We start from the raw sequence: 21,092 nt of genomic DNA on the forward strand, positions 1-21,092 counted from the left end.
CGAAGAAGGGTGTGACAGGGAGGCGAAAGCCTCCCTGATCATTTCCGGAGCCTGAATGAGAATTCTGATCGTAGGTCCCTCCTGGGTGGGGGATATGGTGATGGCGCAGACCCTGTTCCAGTGTCTGCGCCAGCGGCATCCCGAGTGCGTGATCGACGTGCTGGCGCCCGAGTGGAGCCGACCGATCCTCGAGCGCATGCCCGAGGTGCGCCAGGCCCTGAGCTTCCCGCTCGGCCACGGGGTGATGGACGTCGCCACCCGGCGCCGGATCGGACGCGGCCTGCGCGGTCAGTACGAGCAGGCGATCCTGCTGCCCAACTCGCTGAAGTCGGCGCTGGTGCCCTGGTTCGCCGGAATACCGAAGCGCACCGGCTGGCGCGGCGAGATGCGCTACGGGCTGCTCAATGACATCCGCAAGCTCGACAAGCAGCGCTATCCGCTGATGATCGAACGCTTCATGGCCCTGGCCTTCGAGCCGGGCGTGGAGTTGCCGAAGCCCTATCCGCAGCCGCGCCTGCGGATCGACGACGGCAGCCGCCAGGCGGCGCTCGACAAGTTCGCCCTGAGCCTGGACCGCCCGGTGCTGGCGCTCTGTCCCGGCGCCGAGTTCGGCGAGGCCAAGCGCTGGCCGGCGGAACACTACGCCGCGGTCGCCGAGGCGAAGATCCGTGCCGGCTGGCAGGTCTGGCTGTTCGGCTCGAAGAACGACCATCCCGGTGGAGAGGAGATTCGCCAGCGCCTGATTCCGGGGTTGCGCGAGGAGTCTTTCAATCTTGCCGGGGAGACTTCGCTGGCCGAGGCCATCGACCTGATGTCCTGCGCTGGCGCGGTGGTGTCCAACGATTCCGGCCTGATGCACGTGGCGGCCGCGCTGGATCGCCCGCTGGTGGGCGTCTATGGCTCCACCTCGCCGCAGTTCACCCCGCCGCTGGCGGACCGGGTGGAGATCGTCCGCCTCGGTCTCGAGTGCAGCCCGTGCTTCGAGCGCACCTGTCGCTTCGGCCACTACAATTGCCTCCGCGAGCTGCCGCCTGGCCTGGTATTGCAAGCCCTGGAGCGGCTGGTCGGCGACCCTGCCGAGGTCGCCGGATGAGGGTGCTGCTGGTCAAGACCTCGTCCCTCGGCGACGTGATCCACACCCTGCCGGCGCTTACCGACGCCGCCCGGGCGATTCCCGGCATCCAGTTCGACTGGGTGGTGGAGGAAGGTTTCGCCGAGATTCCCGCCTGGCATCCGGCGGTGGCGCGGGTGATCCCGGTGGCGATCCGGCGCTGGCGCAAGAATCTCTGGCAGACCCTGCGCAACGGCGAATGGCGGCGCTTCAAGCAGCGCCTGAAGGAAGTCGACTATGACCTGGTGATCGACGCCCAGGGGCTGCTGAAGAGTGCCTGGCTGACCCGCTACGTGGGCAAGACGCCGGTCGCCGGTCTCGATCGTGACTCGGCGCGCGAGCCGCTCGCCAGCCGCTTCTATCGCCGTGCCTATCCGGTCGCCTGGGGACAGCATGCGGTGGAGCGCACGCGCCAGTTGTTCGCCCAGGCGCTGGACTACCCGTTGCCCGAGTCGGTCGGTGACTATGGCCTGGACCGCGAGCAGTTGGCCGACGCCGACCCTGGCGCGCCGTACCTGGTGTTCCTGCACGGTACTACCTGGGTCACCAAGCATTGGCCGGAAGCCTACTGGCGCGAACTGGCCGAGCGCATGTGCGAGCGCGGCTGGTCGGTGCGCCTGCCCTGGGGCAGCGCCGCCGAGCGGGAGCGGGCCGGGCGCCTGGCGGCGGGGTTGGAAAATGCCGCGGTACTCCCCAGATTATCCCTGGCCGGCATGGCCAAGGTGCTTGCCGGCGCGCGCGCCTGCGTGGCGGTGGATACCGGCCTCGGTCACCTGGCGGCGGCGCTGGACGTGCCGACGCTGTCGCTGTTCGGCCCGACCAATCCTGGCTTCACCGGCGCCTACGGGCGTTCCCAGGTTCACCTGGGCAGCGACTTCCCCTGTGCGCCGTGCCTGAAGAAGACCTGTACCTACCAGCCGACCGAAGAGGACCGCAAACTGTTCGATCTCAAGCGTGAGCAGCCGCTGTGCTTCACCCGGCTGAATCCCCAGCGCGTGGCCACCCAGCTGGAGGCCATGCTGCTGGCCCCGGAGACCCTCCGATGACCCTGGCGTTCATCCTCTACAAATACTTCCCCTTCGGCGGCCTGCAGCGCGACTTCATGCGCATCGCCCTGGAATGCCAGCGGCGCGGGCACGACATCCGCGTCTATACCCTGATCTGGGAGGGCGACGTGCCGGACGGCTTCGAAGTGCTGGTGGCCCCGGTGCGCTCGATCTTCAACCACCGGCGCAACGAGAAGTTCACCGCGTGGGTCCGCGCCGACCTGGCCAGGCGCCCGGTGCAGCGGGTGATCGGCTTCAACAAGATGCCCGGACTGGATGTCTACTACGCCGCCGACGCCTGTTTCGAGGAAAAGGCCCAGACCTTGCGCAACCCGCTGTACCGCCAGTGGGGCCGCTACCGCCACTTCGCCGGCTACGAACGGGCAGTGTTCGACCCGGCCTCGAAGACCGAGATCCTGATGATCTCCGAGGTGCAGCAGCCGCTCTTCGTCAAGCACTACGGCACCCAGGCCGAGCGTTTCCATCTGCTGCCGCCGGGGATCAGCCAGGATCGCCGGGCGCCGGCCAACGCCGCGGACGTGCGTGCGGAATTCCGCCGCGAGTTCGGCCTGGAGGAGGACGACCTGCTGCTGGTACAGATCGGTTCCGGCTTCAAGACCAAGGGCCTGGATCGCAGCCTGAAGGCGCTGGCCGCGCTGCCCAAGGCGTTGCGCAGGCGCACCCGGCTGATCGCCATCGGCCAGGACGATCCCAAGCCGTTCCTGCTACAGATCGCCGCCCTCGGTCTCAACGACCAGGTACAGATCCTCAAGGGGCGCAGCGATATCCCGCGCTTCCTGCTCGGCGCCGACCTGCTGATCCACCCGGCCTACAACGAGAACACCGGTACGGTGCTGCTGGAGGCGCTGGTCTCCGGCCTGCCGGTGTTGGTGACCGATGTCTGCGGCTATGCCCACTACATCGCCGAGGCCGACGCCGGGCGGGTGCTGCCGAGTCCCTTCGAGCAGGACAGTCTCAACCGCCTGCTCGCGGAAATGCTGGAGGACGCTCCGGCGCGCGCCGCCTGGTCGCGCAATGGCCTGGCCTACGCCGATCACGCCGACCTCTACAGCATGCCGCAGCGCGCCGCCGACCTGATCCTCGGGGAGGCCTCATGAGGCTGGTGCTGGAAGAGCCGTTCAAGCGCCTGTGGAGCGGGCGCGACCCGTTCGAGGCGGTGGAGGCGCTGCAAGGCAAGGTCTACCGCGAACTGGAGGGGCGCCGCACCCTGCGCACCGAGGTCGACGGGCGCGGCTACTTCGTCAAGATCCACCGTGGCATCGGCTGGGGCGAGATCGCCAAGAACCTGCTCACCGCCAAGCTCCCGGTGCTCGGCGCGCGCCAGGAGTGGCAGGCCATCCGGCGCCTGCACGAGGCCGGCATAGCGACCATGACCGCGGTCGCCTACGGCGAGCGCGGCAGCGATCCGGCGCGGCAGCATTCCTTCATCGTCACCGAGGAACTGGCGCCGACCGTGGACCTCGAGGTGTTCTCCCAGGACTGGCGCGAACGTCCTCCACCGCCGCGGCTCAAGCGCGCGCTGGTCGAGGCGGTGGCGCGGATGGTCGGCGACATGCACCGTGCCGGAGTCAACCATCGCGACTGCTACATCTGTCATTTCCTGTTGCACACCGACAAGCCGGTGAGCGCGGACGATTTCCGCCTCTCGGTGATCGACCTGCACCGTGCCCAGACTCGCGACGCCACGCCGAAACGCTGGCGTAACAAGGATCTGGCGGCATTGTATTTCTCTGCGCTGGACATCGGACTGACGCGTCGCGACAAGCTACGCTTCCTGCGCACCTATTTCCGCCGGCCGTTGCGCGAGATACTGCGCGACGAGGCCGGCCTGCTGGCCTGGATGGAACGCAAGGCGGAAAAACTCTACGAACGCAAGCAGCGTTACGGAGACCTGCTCTGATGGCGGGGTGGACCCTCGAACCCGATTACCGTCACCTGGCCGCCGACTTCGGTAGCCTCGATAGCGTGTTCGCCCTGGAGGGCGAGCGCCTGACCCGCGACCCGTTGTCCGAAGTCATCCGCATCGAGCGCGACGGCGTGCGTTACTACGTCAAGCGCTACCGCAGCGCCGGCAAGGGCCTGCGCCGCTACCTGGCGCGACCGCGGATCAAGGCTGAGTGGCAGAACCTCAAGCGCTTCGAGAAGTGGGGCATTCCCACCGCCGAAGTGGTCGCCTGGGGGCTGGAGCGCAAGGCCGGCGCCTTCCAGCGCGGCGCCATGATCACCCGCGAGCTGCCGGGCACCGAGGACTTGTCGGTGCTCGCCTGCAACCGGGATCCGCGCCTGAAGGACCCGCGCTGGGTGGACGGCGTCAGCCGGCAGATCGCCAAGGCTACGCGCCTGATGCACGACCAGCATTTCACCCACAACGACCTGAAGTGGCGCAACCTGCTGGTGGACGGCCAGCCGCTGGTGTATTTCATCGACTGCCCGAACGGCGCGTTCTGGTGGAGCTTCATGCTGCGCTACCGGATCACCAAGGACCTGGCCTGCCTGGACAAGGTGGCCAAGTACCACCTGTCGCGCACCCAGCGCCTGCGCTTCTACCTGCAATATCGCCGTCGCCGGCACCTGAACGAATCCGACAAGAAGCGTATTCGCCAGGTGGTGGCTTTCTTCGAGGGGCGCGAATGAGCGTTTTCATCGCCGCGCAGGACCACGACCTGCTCCAGCGCAACCGTCTGGACAGCTTCGACGCCCTGTGGGCCTTGCAGCTGGACGCCGTGGACGAACCGAATACCGAACGGGGTGGCTGGAGCAGCGTCTACCGCCTCGACCTGGGCGACTCCGCCTACTACCTGAAGCGCCAGAGCAACCACCTGACCCGCAGCCTGCGCCATCCGCTGGGCGAGCCGACCTTCGCCCGCGAGTTCCGCAACATCGAGCGCTACCGGGCGCTGGGCATTCCCGCCCTGCAGGCGGCGTTCTTCGCCCAGCAGGCGGTCGGCGGAGAGCGCCAGGCGATCCTCCTGACCCGTGCCCTGGACGGTTGGCAGGACCTGGACACCTGGCTGGCGTCCTGGCACGACCTGGCCGAAGAGCGGCGCCGGGCGATTCTCCGGGCGGTTGGCAGGCTGGCGCGCCAGCTGCACGCGGCCGGACAGATGCATGGTTGCTTCTATCCCAAGCATGTATTCCTCCGCGAGGGGGCCGATGGTGTCTTCGAGGCCTGCCTGATTGACCTGGAGAAGACCCGGCCGATCTGGTTCGGCCGCCGCGACCAGGTCAAGGACCTGGAGCCGATGCTGCGCCGTGCCCCGGACTGGAGCGAAGCGGACGTGCACGAATTCATCTCCGCCTATGTCGACGAACCCCTCGACTCGGCCGAGGTCGAGCAGTGGTATCGCCTTCTCGACCAGCGCCGCCGGCGCAAGGAGTCGCGCCGATGAGACTGGCCGAACTGCAAGCCGCCGGCCGCCACCCGCAACTGCCATTGCGGGTGACCCTGGCGGATGGCGCTGGCGCTGCCGAATTGCGCCTGGACAGTCTGCTGCGGGTGCTGCCCGGGCAGCGCTACGTCGGTGCCGGCGAATGGCGTGGGCGCAAGGTGCTGGCCAAGCTGCTGGTGGGCGGCAAGGCCGCACGGCATTTCCAGCGCGAACTGGAAGGGGCGCGTCTGCTCGCGGCCCAGGGGCTGACCACCCCGGCGCTGCTGGCCGACGGGCTGCAGGAGGGCGAGGGCGGCTGGCTGCTGTTCGACTACCTCGACGCGGCGCAGAGCCTCGGTGACGCCTGGCGTGCGGTGGAGGCCCAGGCGCCGCTGGGCGATGCCCAGCAAGCGGTGCTCGGCGAAGCCCTGGCGGCCATTGGCGAGCTGCATGCCAAGGGCCTCTGGCAGGACGACCTGCACCTGGACAACCTGTTGCGCCACGCCGGCCGCCTGTATCTCATCGACGGTGGCGGCGTGCGTGCGGAAACTCCCGGCCAGCCGCTGTCGCGACAGAAAGTGCTGGAAAACCTCGGGGTGTTCTTCGCCCAGTTGCCGGCGGTCCTCGATCCTTTCCTGGAAGAGTTGCTGGTGCATTACCTGCTGGCCAACGGCGAGCATGCGCTGCCGCTGGAAGCCTTGCAGAAGGAAATCGCCAAGGTTCGCCGTTGGCGGGTGCGCGACCTGCTGAGGAAGGTCGGTCGCGACTGTAGCCTGTTCAGCGTCGTGCGCGGTCCGTTCCGCCTGTTCGCCGCCCGCCGCAGCGAGGCCGAGACGATGGCGCCGCTGCTGGCGGACGCGGACCGCCTGATCGCCGCCGGCCACGTCTACAAGGACGGCGGCGCGGCCACCGTCGCCCGGGTCGAAGCGAATGGCCGCACGCTGATCATCAAACGCTACAACATCAAGGGCTGGGTCCATTGGCTGAAGCGCTTCTGGCGGCCGAGCCGGGCCTGGGCCTCCTGGCGCGAAGGCAACCGCCTGGAATTCCTCGGCATCGCCACCGCCCGTCCGCTGGCGATGCTGGAGCGGCGCTGGTGCTGGCTGCGCGGGCGCGCCTACCTGATTACCGATTATCTCGGCGGTCAGGATATAATCGCTCGTTTTAAGCCTTGCCTGGACATGCCCGATGGCGCCGTTTCGCCACCGGAAGCCGAGTTGGCGGCACTGGATCGGCTGTTTTCGACGCTGATCCGCGAACGCATCAGCCACGGCGACCTGAAGGGACACAACCTGTTCTGGCAGGCCCATGAACAAGGCGGCGAATGGGCGCTGATCGACCTGGACGCGATGCGCAAGCATCACAGCCAGGCGTCCTTTGCCCGCGCCTACGCCCGCGACCGCGCGCGCTTCCTGCGCAACTGGCCGCAGGACAGCGGCCTCTACCGGCTGCTGGAGCAACGGATTCCCCGCCTCGGCGACGCCGCCGGGGCTTGAACGACAAGCGACGACCACCGCCTGCGGCGGTCGACGAGTTAAACGAAAGCCGCGGTTGTCGGTCCCACTCCGCAACCGCGAGCTGCTTTGAAGAGGTTCTACCGTGGCATTGACCGTCCTAGGCCTGTCTGGCGCCGTAAGCCATGACCCGTCCGCCGCCCTGTACATCGACGGCAAGCTGGTCGCGGCCGTCGAGGAAGAGCGCTTCGTGCGCGACAAGCACGCGAAGAACCGCATGCCCTACGAATCGGCGAAGTTCTGCCTGGAGCAGGCAGGGATCGAGCCGGCCGATGTCGACGTGGTGGCGATTCCCTTCGCTCCCATCAGCATCATGGAAAAGGCCCGCTGGCACTACGCCAAGCGCTACGCCTACGCGCCGGATCGCGCGCTGGATGCGATCCTGCTCGGCAACCGCCGCTACAAGCGTTACTACAAGCGCATCGAGTGGTGCCTGCAGCAACTCGGCTTCGACCTGAAGAAAATCAAGATCCAGCCGGTCGAGCACCACCTTGCCCATGCCTCCAGCGCCTACCATTGCTCGGGGTTCAAGGAAAAGACCGCGATCCTCGGCATCGACGGCAAGGGCGAGTACGCCACCACTTTCTTCGGCTGGGGCGAGAACGGTCGGATCCACAAGATCAAGGAGTTCTACGATCCGGATTCGCTGGGCGGCCTGTACGGCGCGATCACCGAGTACCTCGGCTTCGACATGCTCGACGGCGAGTTCAAGGTCATGGGCATGGCGCCCTACGGTGACGCCAGCAAGTACGATTTCTCCCGTCTCGCCAAGTTCGAGAACGGCGAACTGGTGATCAACACCGACTATGCCAACGTCATCGGCTTCCGCCGCTACAAGGAGAAAGGCAAGGGCTACTACTTCTCGCCCAAGCTGATCGAGTGGCTGGGGCCCAAGCGCGAAGGCGACATCGCCGACGATCCCTACATCCATTACGCCGCGAGCATCCAGGCGCTGTTCGAGAAGCTCGCGCTGGAGATGATGGACTACTACCTCGGCGATATCATCCGCGAGACCGGCAAGGTCGCTTTCGCCGGCGGCTGCGCGCTGAACGTCAAGCTCAACCAGAAGATCATCTCGCGCCCCGAAGTGAAGGAGCTGTTCGTCCAGCCGGCGGCCAGCGATGCCGGCACCGCGGTCGGCGCGGCGGCCTACGTGTCGCACCAGCGCGGCGTGCCGGTGGAGAAGATGGAGCACGTCTACCTCGGCCCGGAGTATTCCAACGAGGACGTCATCGCCGCCTGCGCCCGTCACGAGGCCAGGCCGCAGTGGCAGAAGATCGACAACCGCAGCCGGCGTATCGGCAGGATCCTTGCCGACGGCAACCCGGTGGCCTGGTTCCAGGGACGCATGGAGTTCGGTCCGCGTGCCCTCGGTGGCCGCTCCATTCTCGGCTGCCCGAGCGTGCCGGGCGTGGCCGACCGGATCAATGCGCAGATCAAGTTCCGCGAGCGCTGGCGGCCCTTCTGCCCGTCGATGCTGGATACCGTCGGCCCGCAGATGTTCAAGATCGACCACCCGGCCCCGTTCATGACCTTCACCTTCGAAGTCAACGAAGAGTGGAAGGAGCGAGTGCCGGAAGTGGTGCACGAAGACGGCACCTCCCGCGCCCAGGTGCTGAAGCGCGAGTACAACCCGCGCTACTACGACCTGATGAAGGAACTGGAGAACCTCACCGGCAACGGCGTGGCCCTGAACACTTCGCTCAATCGTCGTGGCGAACCGATGATCTGCTCGCCGACCGACGCCCTGAACATGTTCTTCGGCTCCGATCTGCAGTACCTGATCATGGAGGACATCCTGGTGGTGAAGGAGGGCGTGGACTGGTATGACTCGGTCGGCTGAACCTCGCGTCCTGCAGTTCTGTCACGGCTACGACGGGCCTTTCCTCGACTGTGCCCGTCAGTACGCCAGCCTGTTCGCCGGAACCCCGTACAAGGTCACCACGGTGTTCCTCACCGGGCGTTCCGATCCTGAGGTGGCGGCGCGTTGCGCCTCCGACGAGGTACTGTTCCTCGAGTACGGCTCCAGGGACATCCGTGGCCTCAAGCTGAAGGCGATCCGCGACTTGCGCGAGATCGCCCGTTCGCGCGACTTCCGCTTCTGCATCGCGCACCGCTTCAAGCCGATCTGGATCGCCAGCCTGGCCACTCGTCTGCCGATCGTTGGCGTGCACCACGCCTTCGGCGATTACCAGCGGTTGTCGCGCAAGGTCTTCGCCGGCCTGATGAGCAAGCGCCTGAGCCTGCTGGCGGTGTCCGACGCGGTGCGCGACGATATCCGCCGTTGCCTGCCGAAGTGGCCGGCGGAGCGGATCGAGACGCTCTACAACCGCATCGACGTCGCTGCGCTGCAGGCCGAGCAGGTCGAGCGCCTGAGTGCGCGCCGGCAACTGCGCCTGCCCGACGAGGCCTGGGTGGTCGGCAACGTTGGCCGCCTGCATCCGGACAAGGACCAGGCTACCCTGCTGCGCGGCTTCGCCGCCGCGCTGCCGCGCCTGCCACAGAACAGCCTGCTGGCGATCCTCGGCAGCGGCCGCCTGGAAGAGCAGCTCAAGGACCTGGCCTGCGAACTGGGCATCGGCGAGCGCGTGCTGTTCCTCGGCCAGGTCGAAGAGGCACGGCGCTACTTCAAGGCGTTCGACGCCTTCGCCCTGAGTTCCGACCACGAGCCGTTCGGCATGGTCCTGCTGGAGGCCATGGTCGCCGGCGTACCGCTGATCGCCACCGCCTGTGGCGGCGCCCGCGAAGTGGTGGAGGGGGTCGGCATCCTCTTCCCGCTGGGCGACGAGACGGCCCTGGCCGAGGGTCTGACCCACCTGGCAGCGCTCGACCGCCGCCAGCGCGAGGCCTGTGCGCGACTCATGCTCGAGCGCCTGGAGACACGCTTCTCCGACGCCGCGGTGCGCCGCGAATTCTGGCGCCTGCCGACGATTGCCGGCTTCGCTTCGGAGTCTGCATGCTGAACAGGTTGCGCGCCTTCCGCGAACGCGGTTGGCGCGAAGTGGATGCGCTGACCTACGCCCAGGCCTGGCAGCGTTTCGGCGGCAGCGTCGCGACCCACCCGCTGGTGGTCGAGCAACTCGCCGAAATGGCCGGAATCCCGGTGCGTTACCTGGGTTGGGAGAGCGCTGGCGAACTGGTTGCGGCGATCCCGACCTGGGGCCGCCACCTGGCGTTGTCCAAGGACGTGCTCAAGCGGCGCGGCAAGAAGGGCCTGTACGACCTGGGCAACGCCGAACTGATCCTGCCGGTGGCTGGCGATGCCCGCATCGCCCTCCGCCATGCGGGACGCTACCTGTCGGTGCTGCATGAGCGGAACATCGTCACGCTGCGCCCGCAGGCCGAGCAACTGGCTTTCGCTCGCGCCCCCGAGGATTTCTCCAAGAAGTTCCGCTACAACCAGCGGCGCGAAGTGCGCCTGGTGGAGGAGGCCGGTGGCCAGGTGCGCCAGGCAGACAGCTTCGCCCCGGCCGAGTTCGCCGCCATCTATCTCGAACTGTTCCAGCGTCGCTGGGGTTTCCCGGCCACCGGCGCGGAGCGCATGGCCGAGGTCTTCGAGCGGCTGCGCGAATTGCTGCGCGGCTCGGTCCTGCTGCTCAACGACCAGCCCATCGCGGTCCAGGTACTGTATCGCGCCGAAGCGCCGGGCTGGCTCAGCGTCGAGTACATCAACGGCGGCGTCGATCCGCAGACCCGCGAGTTCAGCCCTGGCAGCGTGCTCAGTTACCTGAACACCCAGGCCGCCTGGGAGGATGCGCGAGCGCTGGGCAAACCCCTGCGCTATTCGTTCGGTCGCGCCGACCGCGAATACAAGGATCGCTGGTGCCATCCTTCTCCGGTCTTCCAGGTCTGAAGCATGAGCGCACGCAAGCAGCAGTTGCTCAAGCGTCATCGACGCAACAAGCGGATCGGCCTACTGGTTGCGCTGCTGGCATTGCTGGCCGTCGGTCTGCTGGTCAGCCCCTGGTTGTTGCCGATCCTCCTCGTGGCCCTGTGGGTCGCTCATGAAGCCTGGTTCGCCGATCACCTGTTCTATTCGCCGGGCGAGGACTACCGCTACCGTTTCGCGGAAGGGGTCGAGTCGCTGCCGGTACGCCTGGCGGATGGCCGTCTGCGAGTCGACGGCGAGCTGCGCGAAGGCGATACGCTGGTGCTTGGCATCGGCGTGCGCGCTGGCTGGCTGGGGCGCTTCCTCGAACCCTCGGTGCTGCTGGAAGGTGGCGCAGAGACCGATGCCCAGGCTTTCGAACGTGGGGTGAACGGCTTGCGCTACCTGAACCTGACGGGACTGGCCGGGCCGCTGGGCGAGGGCCGGATTCGCCTGCGCGGCCGGCATTGCCGGCTGGTCGGCGAACCGACCCTGTGGCGTGCGCGCCATCCCGACTACCGTGACCGGCGGGTGATGGTCATCGCTCCGCATGCCGACGACGCCGAGCTGGCCGCCTTCGGCCTCTACAGCCAGGCACGCGAGGCCTGGATCGTGACCCTGACCGCCGGCGAGATCGAAACCGAGCATTACCGCCGCATGGGCCTCGACGGAATAGCTGCGGCGCGCCTGAAGGGCCGCCTGCGCGCCTGGGATAGCCAGGCCGTGCCGGCGTGGGGTGGGGTGCCGGCCGAGCGCTGCGTGCAACTGGGTTATTTCTGCCTGCAATTGCCTGCCATGCAGGCGAACCCGGGCGAGGTGGTGCCGTCCCGTGAGGCCGATCTCGCCGATATCCGTCCGTTCCGCCAGTTCAACCGTCTGCGCCTGGCCAGCGATACCGACGGCCTGTCGACCTGGAACAATCTGCTGGCCGATCTCCGCGAGCTGATCCTGCTGGCACGTCCCGAGGTTATCGTCCTGCCTCATCCGCATTTCGATCCGCACCCGGACCATGTCCGCGCCCAGGAGGCCGTGCGCGAGGCGCTCCAGGGTCTGGACTGGCAGCCGCAGGCATTGTTGCACTATGCCAATCACCTGCACGACAACGATCGCTGGCCGATGGGCGATGCGCACATGGGGGTCAGCCTGCCGCCGCTGACCGAAGAATGCTCGCCGTTGCTGCCATGGACGCTGGCGCTGGAGCGCACGCGCCAGGTGGACAAGGCCATGGCCTTGGGCATGATGCACGACCTGCAACCCAGGCCGCCGTTCAAGCGCCGTCTGCGCCGCCGTCTGCAGGGCTGGCTCGCCGGTCGTCGCTGGCCGGCATACGGCGAGGACGAGTTCATGCGCAAGGCGGTGCGTCGGCACGAGTTGTTCTGGGTGGAGTCGCTGGATGGGGAGGCGTGATGCTTGGGTCGAGCGTTCGGCAAGGTTCGAGCCGCCATGCTGCTTCGGAGCAGCCGCGAGGATGAAGGTCTGATGAAAGTTCTGTTTCTGGTCCAGAAAGAGCAGCGAGCGATCCTGGATCGCCTGTACGACGGCATCGCCGCCCATTGCGAGTGCGATACCCGCTGGCTGAGCAGCGAGGAGCAGGCCGACCTGCGCGGCTACTTCCGCAAGCACGTGGATGTCTCGCGCTACGACCGCATCCTGTTCTTCCTCCGCTTCAAGAAGGAAATGCGCCAGGTCCGCTTCATTCGCAGCGTGCCCAACCTGGTGATCCTCGAGCACGATGCCTACCAGAACTACATTCCCTGCAAGTACACCGGCAAGTTCAGTGCCCATTACCGGCGCCTGCCCTGGGCTCGGGTGATCAGTTCGGGCCATACGGTCAGCGAACGCCTGCGCCAGGAGGGATTCGACGCGGTATTCGTGCCCAAGGGCTACGACCAGACCCTGTTGCATGACCTGGGCCTGGCGCGCGATATCGAGCTGGGCTTCGTCGGCAGTACCGGCAGCGTGGCCTACAGTGGACGCAAGGCGCTGCTCGACGAGTTGGGCGGAGTGGAGAACCTGCTGGTGACCAAGACCAAGTCCGGCGAGGAGTACCTGCGCACGCTCAACCGCATCCGTTTCTTCGTCAGCGCGGATGTCGGCATGGGCGAATACATGATCAAGAATTTCGAGGCGATGGCCTGCGGTTGCGTACTGCTGGCCTACGACCAGGGCGAGCGGGAAAACGAGGCCTTGGGTTTCCGGGACATGGAGAATATCGTGCTGTATCGCTCGGTGGCGGACATCCAGGAAAAGCTCGCGATCCTGCGCCTCGATACGGCCCTCGCCGAGCGGATCGCGCGAAGCGGCCAGGCGCTGGCCATCGAACGATTCAGCTTCGCCGCTGTCGGTCAGAGTATCGTCGAGGCCATGCGGCCCGCGTTGCGCGAGCCGGAGCGTCCCGGATGGCTGGAGAAGACCTGGCGACGTATTTTTACCTGAGAGTAGCAGCCGAAAAGAGCTGGGGCTTCAGGCGTGTTTGCTATTGTTCAGCTTGTTTTTCCGGGCTGGGGGGAGGTGTAGGACCGATGAAGATCGCAGGATCGCTCATGCATGTCTGGCGCTTTGAATGGGGACGTGAAGGACAGGTAAGGTTGTAGTTATGGCGCTCGTCGATGATGGTTCGCAGCCATTGGTTTCCGTGATCATCGCTTCCTATAACCACGAAAAGTACATAGAAGCGAGCATCGCCAGCGTGGCTGCGCAGACATACCGCAACGTGGAACTGCTGGTGGTGGACGATGGTTCCAGCGATGGCAGCGTCGAGCTTTTGCGCGGGCTCCAGGCGAAGTACGGCTTCGACCTCAGGGTCCAGCAGAACCAGGGACTGTCGAAAACGCTCAACGAGGCGATCGCCAGGGCCAGGGGAAATCTCATCGTGCCTTTCGGTTCGGACGACATCATGTTGCCGCAACGCCTGGAGAAACAGGTGGCACACATGTGGGACAAGCCCGAGGTAGGTATCTGCGCGGGCAATATCGAGATCATCGACTCCAATGGCCGGGTCATGCCGGGTAAGGAGCAGCGCAAACGCGACCTGCCTTTCCGCCGTCTCGACTTCGATGACCTGTTCCTGGACCGCAAGCCGGGCCCGATGGCGCCCACCCTGATGTTCCGGCGGGAAGCCCTGGAGAAGGTCGGCGGTTTCGATCCGGACATACGCCTGGAAGATGTCTACATCGAACTGGCGGTGACCAAGGCTGGCTACGTCATTGACATTCTTGGCGAGGTCCTCGCCCAGTACCGCAAGCATCCCACCAATACGTACAAGAACGCCCGTTTCATGGTGGACAACGTATTCAAGACGTACAGCCAGTTCAGCGATCACCCCGATTACGAGCAGGTGATCATGCGCTTCCGCAATTCGATGTTCCTCAAGTGCTCGAACCGGGACAAGGTGCTGGCCCGGGAGCTGCTCTCCGGCTTGCCGCTGAAGTACTGGAACGAGAAGACCTTCCGCGGCATTGCGCGGCTGTTCTTCTCCTGACCGCTGATACCGCCGCGCTCAAGGCGCGGCGGTATCTTCACCGCGCCTGCTGGCGGCGAACCTTTGCTGGATCCACAGCGCATACAGCAGCGCCATGGGAATCCAGATCAGGAACCAGTGTTCCTTGGGACGGGGCAGGAAGGCGTTGCCCTCCGTGAGTCCGGCTGCCAGGCCGAACACCAGCCAGGTCGAGGCTAGCAGAACGGCTGGAGACTTCCGGTTTTTCCAGGAGAAGGCGAAGGCCAGGGCGTAGATCGCCACCCACAGCAGGAGCCCGATGATCCCTCCAGCGAAAAGCACACCCAGTTCGATGTTGTGCGGGTCGGCGAGCAGCATGCCGTTGCTCAGGACGATTCGCATCGGATGATCGTAGCCGTGTCCGAGCCATGGATGCTCGCTGATCTGGCGTAGGGCGTCGGCCCAGATTTCCGGGCGGAACGATGCCCCTCTCTGGGTGATCACTTCCGGGTACAGGATGTAGCCCAGTAGCGCTCCAGCCAGGGCGAGTGCCAGGGCGATGAGGGCCTTTTTCCTGTCTCCGGCCAGGACCAGCCACATAAGGGCTGCTGTGAGCCCTACCAGGGGAGTACGCGAACCGGTCGCGATGAGAAGGCCACCGAGCAGCGCCAGGGAAATCAGTGGCAAGGGGGCCAGGATAGGGCGCGACTGCATCCAATAAGCCAGCCAGAATGCCGTGAAGGCGCCATAGACATGGGCACTCAGTAATGGGTTATAGAGAGCGCCATAACCGGTAAGGCGCAGCGGGTTGGCGTCCCAGTAGTATTGCAGCAAGGTGGCTGCCGCGGAGATCACCGCGCCAAGGGCTGCCAGCCAGGTCGCGGTCTTGAGGCGGAGGGGGGCTTCGAGCGCCAGGATGGCGGCGCAGAAGAACAGGAGAGCGATGTACAGGGGGCGCTTGAGCAGCGAGCCGGTGGAGTTCTCGGGGGCCGACCAGGACAGGCTCAGCATCATGTAGCTGCTGAAGGCGAGGAAGGCGATGAACAGCGGCGAGCCCGTTAGCGGGCGAAGCAGACGCGGTTGCAGTATCACGTACAGTAGCGTCGGTGCCGCCAGGAGGATATAGAAAAGGCGATGGTAGTCGGAGCGGTCGCCGACCCAGAACATTCCGGTGAGCAGGGCCAGCCAGCCCAGCGGCAGGATCCAGTGGCTGAGGATGCGGCTGGTATCGTGGCGAAGACGGGTCAGTCGGGTAGCTGCGAACATTCCTTGCTCAATCCAGTTGCAGTTGCTTGAGGAGCTGCTCGAGTGTCCAGTGGACCTGGCTGCTGCGGAGATAGGCCTTGAGCACCAGGTGCTCGCTGTCGTCGAGGAACCAGGTTCGATCCTGTTCGTAGCGCAGCAGGTGCTTGAAATTGCGAATGCGTTGGGCGGCGCTGAGCGCCGAGCGCTGGACCCGCAGGTCGGCGATGTCGATCAGGCCCATCCGGCCTTCCGGCGTGCGCACCACGTTGCCCAGGTGCAGCGAGCGGAAGTACACCCCCTTGGCGTGCAGCGCGGCGATCAGCTCGCCCAGTTGCGTCCGGACTGTATCGCCGCACTCCGGGTCGTTGCGGTCGAGTTGGCGGAGGGTCTGCCCCGGTAGCGGCTCGTAGTGCACCGCGTCGCGCTGGATATGTGGGATCCGCAGTACGTCCAGCACCTTCGGGCAGACGATGCCGCGCCGCGCCAGTTCGCTGGCATTGCGGGCGAAGCGCTCCGCATAGGGGAACAGGGCTGCGGAGGAAATCAGGCGCTTGCGGCGAAACAGCTTGAGGAAGGACCCGTCGCGCAGACGCAGTACCTTGTCCCCATGACCATCGGCTTCCAGCACTTCTGCGTTGTCACGCAACTGCAAGTAGGAGGGGTAGTCTATGACTCGCATGCGAGCTCCTGAACGAACGGCCCGCCATCTTACCCCAACACGCCTTCCAGGCAGAGTGATGGAGGTCCTGTGCTACACTCCGGGACCTTTTCAGCATGTAAGAAACCATGAGCGATAGTCCTCAGAATCCCGGACCTTCCAGTCTCAAGATCTATTTCCGCCTGTTGGGCTACGTGAAGCCCTACATCGGAATGTTCCTACTCAGCATCGTCGGTTTCCTGATCTTCGCGTCGACCCAGCCGATGCTGGCGGGCATCCTCAAGTATTTCGTCGACGGCCTCTCCAATCCTGACGCGGCATTGTTTCCGAATGTGCAGTGGCCCTGGTTGCGCGACCTGCACCTGGTCTACGCGGTGCCGTTGCTGATCATCCTGATCGCTGCCTGGCAGGGGCTGGGCTCGTTCCTCGGCAACTTCTTCCTGGCCAAGGTTTCCCTGGGGCTGGTGCATGACCTGCGGGTCGCCCTGTTCAACAAGCTGCTGGTGCTGCCGAACCGCTATTTCGACACGCACAGCTCCGGCCACCTGATCTCGCGCATCACCTTCAACGTGACCATGGTTACCGGAGCGGCCACGGATGCCATCAAGGTGGTGATCCGTGAAGGCCTGACCGTGGTCTTCCTGTTCCTCTACCTGCTGTGGATGAACTGGAAGCTGACCCTGGTGATGCTGGCGATCCTGCCGGTCATCGCGGTGATGGTGACTACTGCCAGCCGCAAGTTCCGCAAGCAGAGCAAGAAGATCCAGGTGGCCATGGGCGACGTCACCCACGTCGCCTCGGAAACTATCCAGGGCTACCGGGTGGTGCGCAGCTTCGGCGGCGAAGCCTATGAAGAGAAGCGCTTCCACGACGCCAGCCAGAGCAATACCGACAAGCAGTTGCGGATGACCAAGACCGGCGCGGTCTACACGCCGATGCTGCAATTGGTGATCTACGTCGCCATGGCGATACTGATGTTCCTCGTGCTGTGGCTGCGCGGGGACGCCTCGGCCGGCGACCTGGTGGCCTATATCACCGCGGCGGGCCTTTTGCCCAAACCGATCCGCCAGCTTTCCGAGGTCAGTTCCACGGTCCAGCGCGGCGTCGCCGGCGCCGAGAGCATCTTCGAGCAGCTCGACGAAGCGGCGGAGGAAGACCAGGGGAGCGTCGAGAAGGAGCGGGTCAGCGGGCGCCTGGAAGTGCGCAACCTGAGCTTCCGTTATCCCGGAACCGACAAGCAGGTGCTGGATGACATCAGTTTCGTCGCCGAACCCGGGCAGATGATCGCCCTGGTCGGCCGTTCCGGTAGCGGCAAGTCGACCCTGGCCAACCTGGTTCCGCGCTTTTATCAGCACAATGACGGCAAGATCATGCTTGATGGCGTTGAGGTCGAGGATTATCGCCTGCGTAACCTGCGCCGCCACATCGCCCTGGTGACCCAGCAGGTCACGCTGTTCAACGACAGCGTGGCCAACAACATCGCCTACGGCGACCTGGCTGGCGCGCCGCGCGAGGAAATCGAGCGGGCGGCGAAGGCTGCCAACGCCAAGGAATTCATCGACAACCTGCCGCAAGGCTTCGACACCGAGGTCGGCGAGAATGGCGTGCTGCTTTCCGGCGGCCAGCGCCAGCGTCTGGCGATCGCCCGGGCGCTGCTCAAGGACGCGCCCCTGCTGATCCTCGACGAGGCGACCTCGGCGCTGGACACCGAGTCGGAGCGGCATATCCAGGCGGCGCTGGACGAAGTGATGAAAGGGCGCACCACCCTGGTGATCGCCCACCGCCTGTCGACCATCGAGAAGGCCGACCTGATCCTGGTGATGGACCAGGGGCAGATCGTCGAGCGCGGCAGCCACGCCGAGCTGCTGGCGCAGAACGGCCACTATGCGCGGCTGCACGCGATGGGACTGGATGAGCAGGCGCCGGCGCCTGTCGGCTGATAAACTGGGCGTCTGCCCCGAGAGGTTGTTTGGAGTTCCCATGAAGTTGTCCATGCCCCGTTTCGACCAGGCCCCGGTGTTGGTGGTCGGTGATGTGATGCTTGACCGCTACTGGCATGGCGCGACTTCGCGCATTTCGCCGGAGGCCCCGGTGCCGGTGGTCCGCGTCGAACAGCACGAGGACCGCCCCGGCGGCGCCGCCAACGTCGCGCTGAACATCGCCGCGCTGGGCGCACAGGCCTTGCTGGTCGGCGTCACCGGCCGCGACGAGGCCGCCGACAGCCTGGCCAACAGCCTCAAGGCCGCTGGAGTGGACGCGCGCTTCCAGCGCATCGATAGCCAGCCGACCATCGTCAAGCTGCGGGTCATGAGTCGTCACCAGCAACTGCTGCGGGTCGACTTCGAGGAACCGTTCCGCACCGACGCGGCGGCCCTGGCCGTGGACGTCGAGTCGCTGCTGGCCAAGGTCAAGGTGCTGGTGCTGTCCGACTACGGCAAGGGCGCGCTACAGAACCACCAGGTGCTGATCCAGGCGGCGCGGGCGCGCAACATTCCGGTACTGGCCGATCCCAAGGGCAAGGACTTCGCCATCTATCGCGGCGCCAGCCTGATCACCCCGAACCTGTCCGAATTCGAGACCATCGTCGGCCGTTGCGCCGACGAAGCCGAACTGGTCGCCAAGGGCCAGGCGCTGATGAGCGAACTCGACCTCGGCGCCTTGCTGGTGACCCGCGGCGAGCATGGCATGACCCTGCTCCGCCATGGCCAGCCGGCCCTGCACCTGCCGGCGCGGGCGCGGGAAGTGTTCGACGTCACCGGTGCCGGCGATACGGTCATCTCCACCCTGGCCGCGGCGCTTGCCGCCGGCGAGGAGCTGCCGTCCGCGGTGGGCCTGGCCAACCTGGCCGCCGGCATCGTGGTCGGCAAGCTGGGTACCGCGGCGATCAGCGCGCCCGAACTGCGTCGCGCGGTGCAGCGCGAGCAGGGTTCCGAGCGTGGCGTGCTGGGCCTGGAGCAACTGCTGCTGGCAATCGAAGACGCCCGCGCCCACGGCGAGAAGATCGTCTTCACCAATGGCTGCTTCGACATCCTTCACGCCGGCCACGTGACCTACCTCGAACAGGCGCGCGCCCAGGGCGACCGCCTGATCGTCGGGGTCAACGACGACGCCTCGGTCACTCGCCTGAAGGGCGTTGGCCGGCCGATCAACTCGGTGGACCGGCGCATGGCGGTACTCGCCGGGCTCGGCGCGGTGGACTGGGTGGTGAGCTTCGCCGAAGACACTCCCGAGCGCCTGCTCGAGCAGGTGCGTCCGGACGTGCTGGTCAAGGGCGGCGATTACGGCGTCGAGCAGGTGGTCGGCGCGCAGATCGTCAAGGCTTACGGCGGCGAGGTACGGGTGCTCGGCCTGGTGGAGAACAGCTCCACCACCGCCATCGTCGAGAAGATCCGCCAGAAAGGCTGAGCCTTTCCCCGGCCGGTCGCCCCTGGCGGATGACTGGCTGGTCTGACAACTCCCTTCGGCGAGACGGTCATAGGCGCTGCCCATGCGGCGGCGCATGATCCGGGCATCCCATCCTGCGTGGAGCAAGATGCCCATGAGCACCGATGTACAGGGCCGTGCCCTGGCTGTACTGAACCGTGTCGCCCAGGCCGACTGGCCGGATCGCTTCAATCTTCGCAAACCCTTCGAGAAGCTGCTCTACAGCGGCAGCCGTACCGGCTTCCGCCTGGCCAGCGAGCGTTCGGCGAAGCAAGCGAAGGGACCGCGCAAGGCCGATCCGGACGGGTTGTTCGACCTGTCGTTCTCCGACGACCAGCAGATGCTGGTGGACATGCTCGAAGGCTTCGCCCTGGAGGTGTTGCGTCCGCTGGCTCATGACGCGGATGCCGAGGCCAGCCTGCCGGCGGAACTGCTCAACCAGGCGCTGGAGCTGGGCCTGACCCACTATGGGGTCGGCGAGGTGCACGGCGGCATGGCCGGTGAGCGCACCACGGTGACCACTGCCCTTATCGCCGAGGCCCTGGCCAAGGGCGATCTGTCGCTGGCGGCGGCCCTGCTGGTGCCGTTGTCGGCGGCCAACTGCATCCGCCGCTGGGGCAGCCCCTCGCAGCAGGCGCAGTGGCTGCCGGCGTTCGTCAGCGAAGAGGGGGCGCCGCTCACCGCCATCGCGGTCAACGAGCCGAGTCTGCTGTTCGACCCGCAGAAACTGGCGACCCGCGCCCGGCGCAAGGGCAGTCACTACCTGCTTTCCGGAGAGAAATGCCTGGTCCTGCGCGGCCTGGAGGCCAGCCGCCTGATCGTCGCGGCGAAGACCGACGAGGGGCCTGCGCTGTTCCTGGTGGAAGCCTCCGCCAAGGGCGTCGAGCGACGTGCCGAGCCGGCGATGGGACTGAAGGCCGGCGGCACCGCCCGGTTGCGCCTGAAGAGCGTCAAGGTGCCGGCGGACAACCGCCTGGCCGCCGAGCATTTCGACTACCGGGCCTTCCTCGATCACGCGGCCCTGGCCTGGTGTGCCCTGGCGCTGGGCACCGGGCAGGCGGCGCTGGACTACGTGATCGCCTACTGCAACGAGCGCGAGGCCTTCGGCGAGCCGATCAGCCATCGCCAGGGGGTCGCCTTCATGGTCGCCGACATCGCCATCGAACTGGACGCCATGCGCCTGATGGTCTGGCGCGCCTGCGCCCTGGCCGAGCGCGGCCAGCCGTTCCAGCGCGAGGCTTACCTGGCGCGTCTGCTGTGCGCCGAGAAGGCGATGAAGATCGGCACCGACGCCGTGCAACTGCTCGGCGGCCACGGCTTCACCAAGGAGCATCCGGCCGAGCGCTGGTACCGCGACCTGCGCGCGGTAGCGCTGATGGCCGGCGGCCTGCACCTGTGA

The 21,092-nt window shown here is 66.1% G+C and carries 18 protein-coding genes; 16 read left to right on the plus strand and 2 right to left on the minus strand.

What is annotated here, in order from left to right; all coding sequences use genetic code 11:
• Positions 1-55 precede the first annotated feature (55 nt).
• The 13 genes from waaF (at position 56) to wapR (ending at position 14,409) form a co-directional block, all read left to right on the plus strand.
• Complete coding sequence (gene waaF / locus HMPREF2924_RS01320; RefSeq protein WP_003109905.1) at positions 56-1,093, plus strand: lipopolysaccharide heptosyltransferase II; 1,038 nt, start codon at positions 56-58, stop codon at positions 1,091-1,093.
• Positions 1,090-2,157, plus strand: coding sequence for a lipopolysaccharide heptosyltransferase I (gene waaC / locus HMPREF2924_RS01325; protein WP_003095779.1), 1,068 nt, complete (start codon positions 1,090-1,092; stop codon positions 2,155-2,157). Before waaF ends, waaC begins: the two co-directional genes overlap by 4 nt.
• The gene (locus HMPREF2924_RS01330; RefSeq protein ID WP_003135667.1) at positions 2,154-3,275 is read left to right on the plus strand and encodes a glycosyltransferase family 4 protein; all 1,122 of its coding nucleotides are present in this window, start codon (positions 2,154-2,156) and stop codon (positions 3,273-3,275) included. The genes waaC and HMPREF2924_RS01330 overlap by 4 nt, the downstream gene beginning before the upstream one ends.
• Positions 3,272-4,078 (plus strand): lipopolysaccharide core heptose(I) kinase RfaP, encoded by an 807-nt coding sequence (rfaP, locus tag HMPREF2924_RS01335; RefSeq protein WP_003135665.1) that lies wholly within the window; start codon positions 3,272-3,274, stop codon positions 4,076-4,078. The genes HMPREF2924_RS01330 and rfaP overlap by 4 nt, the downstream gene beginning before the upstream one ends.
• Positions 4,078-4,812 (plus strand): lipopolysaccharide kinase InaA family protein, encoded by a 735-nt coding sequence (locus tag HMPREF2924_RS01340; RefSeq protein ID WP_003109902.1) that lies wholly within the window; start codon positions 4,078-4,080, stop codon positions 4,810-4,812. Before rfaP ends, HMPREF2924_RS01340 begins: the two co-directional genes overlap by 1 nt.
• Positions 4,809-5,567, plus strand: coding sequence for a lipopolysaccharide kinase InaA family protein (locus HMPREF2924_RS01345; protein WP_003095770.1), 759 nt, complete (start codon positions 4,809-4,811; stop codon positions 5,565-5,567). Before HMPREF2924_RS01340 ends, HMPREF2924_RS01345 begins: the two co-directional genes overlap by 4 nt.
• Positions 5,564-7,042, plus strand: coding sequence for a lipopolysaccharide kinase InaA family protein (locus tag HMPREF2924_RS01350; RefSeq protein ID WP_003135663.1), 1,479 nt, complete (start codon positions 5,564-5,566; stop codon positions 7,040-7,042). Before HMPREF2924_RS01345 ends, HMPREF2924_RS01350 begins: the two co-directional genes overlap by 4 nt.
• Before the next feature lie 103 nt (positions 7,043-7,145).
• Entirely contained in the window at positions 7,146-8,903 is a 1,758-nt protein-coding gene (locus HMPREF2924_RS01355; RefSeq protein ID WP_003095766.1) for a carbamoyltransferase family protein, read from the plus strand.
• Complete coding sequence (locus tag HMPREF2924_RS01360; RefSeq protein WP_003109898.1) at positions 8,887-10,023, plus strand: glycosyltransferase; 1,137 nt, start codon at positions 8,887-8,889, stop codon at positions 10,021-10,023. Before HMPREF2924_RS01355 ends, HMPREF2924_RS01360 begins: the two co-directional genes overlap by 17 nt.
• A complete protein-coding gene (locus HMPREF2924_RS01365) occupies positions 10,017-10,913 on the plus strand; it encodes an antimicrobial resistance protein Mig-14 (protein WP_003135661.1) in 897 nt (298 codons plus the stop codon). The genes HMPREF2924_RS01360 and HMPREF2924_RS01365 overlap by 7 nt, the downstream gene beginning before the upstream one ends.
• Before the next feature lie 3 nt (positions 10,914-10,916).
• Complete coding sequence (locus HMPREF2924_RS01370; protein ID WP_003135660.1) at positions 10,917-12,335, plus strand: PIG-L deacetylase family protein; 1,419 nt, start codon at positions 10,917-10,919, stop codon at positions 12,333-12,335.
• Positions 12,336-12,407: 72 nt separating this feature from the next.
• Positions 12,408-13,364, plus strand: a complete 957-nt coding sequence (locus tag HMPREF2924_RS01375; protein WP_003114548.1) for a glycosyltransferase family protein — start codon at positions 12,408-12,410, stop codon at positions 13,362-13,364.
• Positions 13,365-13,524: 160 nt separating this feature from the next.
• The gene (wapR, locus tag HMPREF2924_RS01380) at positions 13,525-14,409 is read left to right on the plus strand and encodes an alpha-1,3-rhamnosyltransferase (RefSeq protein WP_003095756.1); all 885 of its coding nucleotides are present in this window, start codon (positions 13,525-13,527) and stop codon (positions 14,407-14,409) included.
• A gap of 18 nt (positions 14,410-14,427) precedes the next feature.
• Here the strand turns inward: wapR and waaL are convergent, their stop codons facing one another.
• Both waaL and HMPREF2924_RS01390 read right to left on the minus strand, forming a co-directional pair.
• Positions 14,428-15,633 carry an O-antigen ligase WaaL gene (waaL, locus tag HMPREF2924_RS01385; RefSeq protein ID WP_003135658.1) on the minus strand — a complete coding sequence of 402 codons (1,206 nt, stop codon included), beginning with the start codon at positions 15,631-15,633 and terminating at the stop codon, positions 14,428-14,430.
• Positions 15,634-15,640: 7 nt separating this feature from the next.
• Entirely contained in the window at positions 15,641-16,291 is a 651-nt protein-coding gene (locus HMPREF2924_RS01390) for a BUD32 family EKC/KEOPS complex subunit (protein ID WP_003109893.1), read from the minus strand.
• Between the two features lie 107 nt (positions 16,292-16,398).
• On the opposite strand from HMPREF2924_RS01390, the gene msbA reads away from it, so the two are divergent.
• The 3 genes from msbA (at position 16,399) to HMPREF2924_RS01405 (ending at position 21,092) form a co-directional block, all read left to right on the plus strand.
• The gene (gene msbA, locus HMPREF2924_RS01395) at positions 16,399-18,210 is read left to right on the plus strand and encodes a lipid A export permease/ATP-binding protein MsbA (protein WP_003095749.1); all 1,812 of its coding nucleotides are present in this window, start codon (positions 16,399-16,401) and stop codon (positions 18,208-18,210) included.
• Between the two features lie 40 nt (positions 18,211-18,250).
• Positions 18,251-19,675 (plus strand): bifunctional D-glycero-beta-D-manno-heptose-7-phosphate kinase/D-glycero-beta-D-manno-heptose 1-phosphate adenylyltransferase HldE, encoded by a 1,425-nt coding sequence (gene hldE / locus HMPREF2924_RS01400; protein WP_003095747.1) that lies wholly within the window; start codon positions 18,251-18,253, stop codon positions 19,673-19,675.
• 127 nt (positions 19,676-19,802) lie between these two features.
• A complete protein-coding gene (locus HMPREF2924_RS01405; protein ID WP_003135655.1) occupies positions 19,803-21,092 on the plus strand; it encodes an acyl-CoA dehydrogenase family protein in 1,290 nt (429 codons plus the stop codon).

The sequence above is a fragment of the Pseudomonas sp. HMSC063H08 genome, from assembly GCF_001813645.1.
Taxonomy (GTDB): domain Bacteria; phylum Pseudomonadota; class Gammaproteobacteria; order Pseudomonadales; family Pseudomonadaceae; genus Pseudomonas; species Pseudomonas aeruginosa.

What these genes read in the sequence shown, in the direction of transcription:
- waaF (WP_003109905.1), top strand. Translation starts at nt 56, where the DNA reads ATGAGAATTCTGATCGTAGGTCCCTCCTGGGTGGGGGATATGGTGATG.
- HMPREF2924_RS01345 (WP_003095770.1), top strand. Translation starts at nt 4,809, where the DNA reads ATGAGCGTTTTCATCGCCGCGCAGGACCACGACCTGCTCCAGCGCAAC.
- rfaP (WP_003135665.1), top strand. Translation starts at nt 3,272, where the DNA reads ATGAGGCTGGTGCTGGAAGAGCCGTTCAAGCGCCTGTGGAGCGGGCGC.
- HMPREF2924_RS01365 (WP_003135661.1), top strand. Translation starts at nt 10,017, where the DNA reads ATGCTGAACAGGTTGCGCGCCTTCCGCGAACGCGGTTGGCGCGAAGTG.
- HMPREF2924_RS01405 (WP_003135655.1), top strand. Translation starts at nt 19,803, where the DNA reads ATGCCCATGAGCACCGATGTACAGGGCCGTGCCCTGGCTGTACTGAAC.
- HMPREF2924_RS01350 (WP_003135663.1), top strand. Translation starts at nt 5,564, where the DNA reads ATGAGACTGGCCGAACTGCAAGCCGCCGGCCGCCACCCGCAACTGCCA.
- HMPREF2924_RS01375 (WP_003114548.1), top strand. Translation starts at nt 12,408, where the DNA reads ATGAAAGTTCTGTTTCTGGTCCAGAAAGAGCAGCGAGCGATCCTGGAT.
- wapR (WP_003095756.1), top strand. Translation starts at nt 13,525, where the DNA reads ATGGCGCTCGTCGATGATGGTTCGCAGCCATTGGTTTCCGTGATCATC.
- msbA (WP_003095749.1), top strand. Translation starts at nt 16,399, where the DNA reads ATGAGCGATAGTCCTCAGAATCCCGGACCTTCCAGTCTCAAGATCTAT.
- hldE (WP_003095747.1), top strand. Translation starts at nt 18,251, where the DNA reads ATGAAGTTGTCCATGCCCCGTTTCGACCAGGCCCCGGTGTTGGTGGTC.
- HMPREF2924_RS01390 (WP_003109893.1), bottom strand. Translation starts at nt 16,291, where the DNA reads ATGCGAGTCATAGACTACCCCTCCTACTTGCAGTTGCGTGACAACGCA.
- HMPREF2924_RS01330 (WP_003135667.1), top strand. Translation starts at nt 2,154, where the DNA reads ATGACCCTGGCGTTCATCCTCTACAAATACTTCCCCTTCGGCGGCCTG.
- waaL (WP_003135658.1), bottom strand. Translation starts at nt 15,633, where the DNA reads ATGTTCGCAGCTACCCGACTGACCCGTCTTCGCCACGATACCAGCCGC.
- waaC (WP_003095779.1), top strand. Translation starts at nt 1,090, where the DNA reads ATGAGGGTGCTGCTGGTCAAGACCTCGTCCCTCGGCGACGTGATCCAC.
- HMPREF2924_RS01360 (WP_003109898.1), top strand. Translation starts at nt 8,887, where the DNA reads ATGACTCGGTCGGCTGAACCTCGCGTCCTGCAGTTCTGTCACGGCTAC.
- HMPREF2924_RS01340 (WP_003109902.1), top strand. Translation starts at nt 4,078, where the DNA reads ATGGCGGGGTGGACCCTCGAACCCGATTACCGTCACCTGGCCGCCGAC.
- HMPREF2924_RS01370 (WP_003135660.1), top strand. Translation starts at nt 10,917, where the DNA reads ATGAGCGCACGCAAGCAGCAGTTGCTCAAGCGTCATCGACGCAACAAG.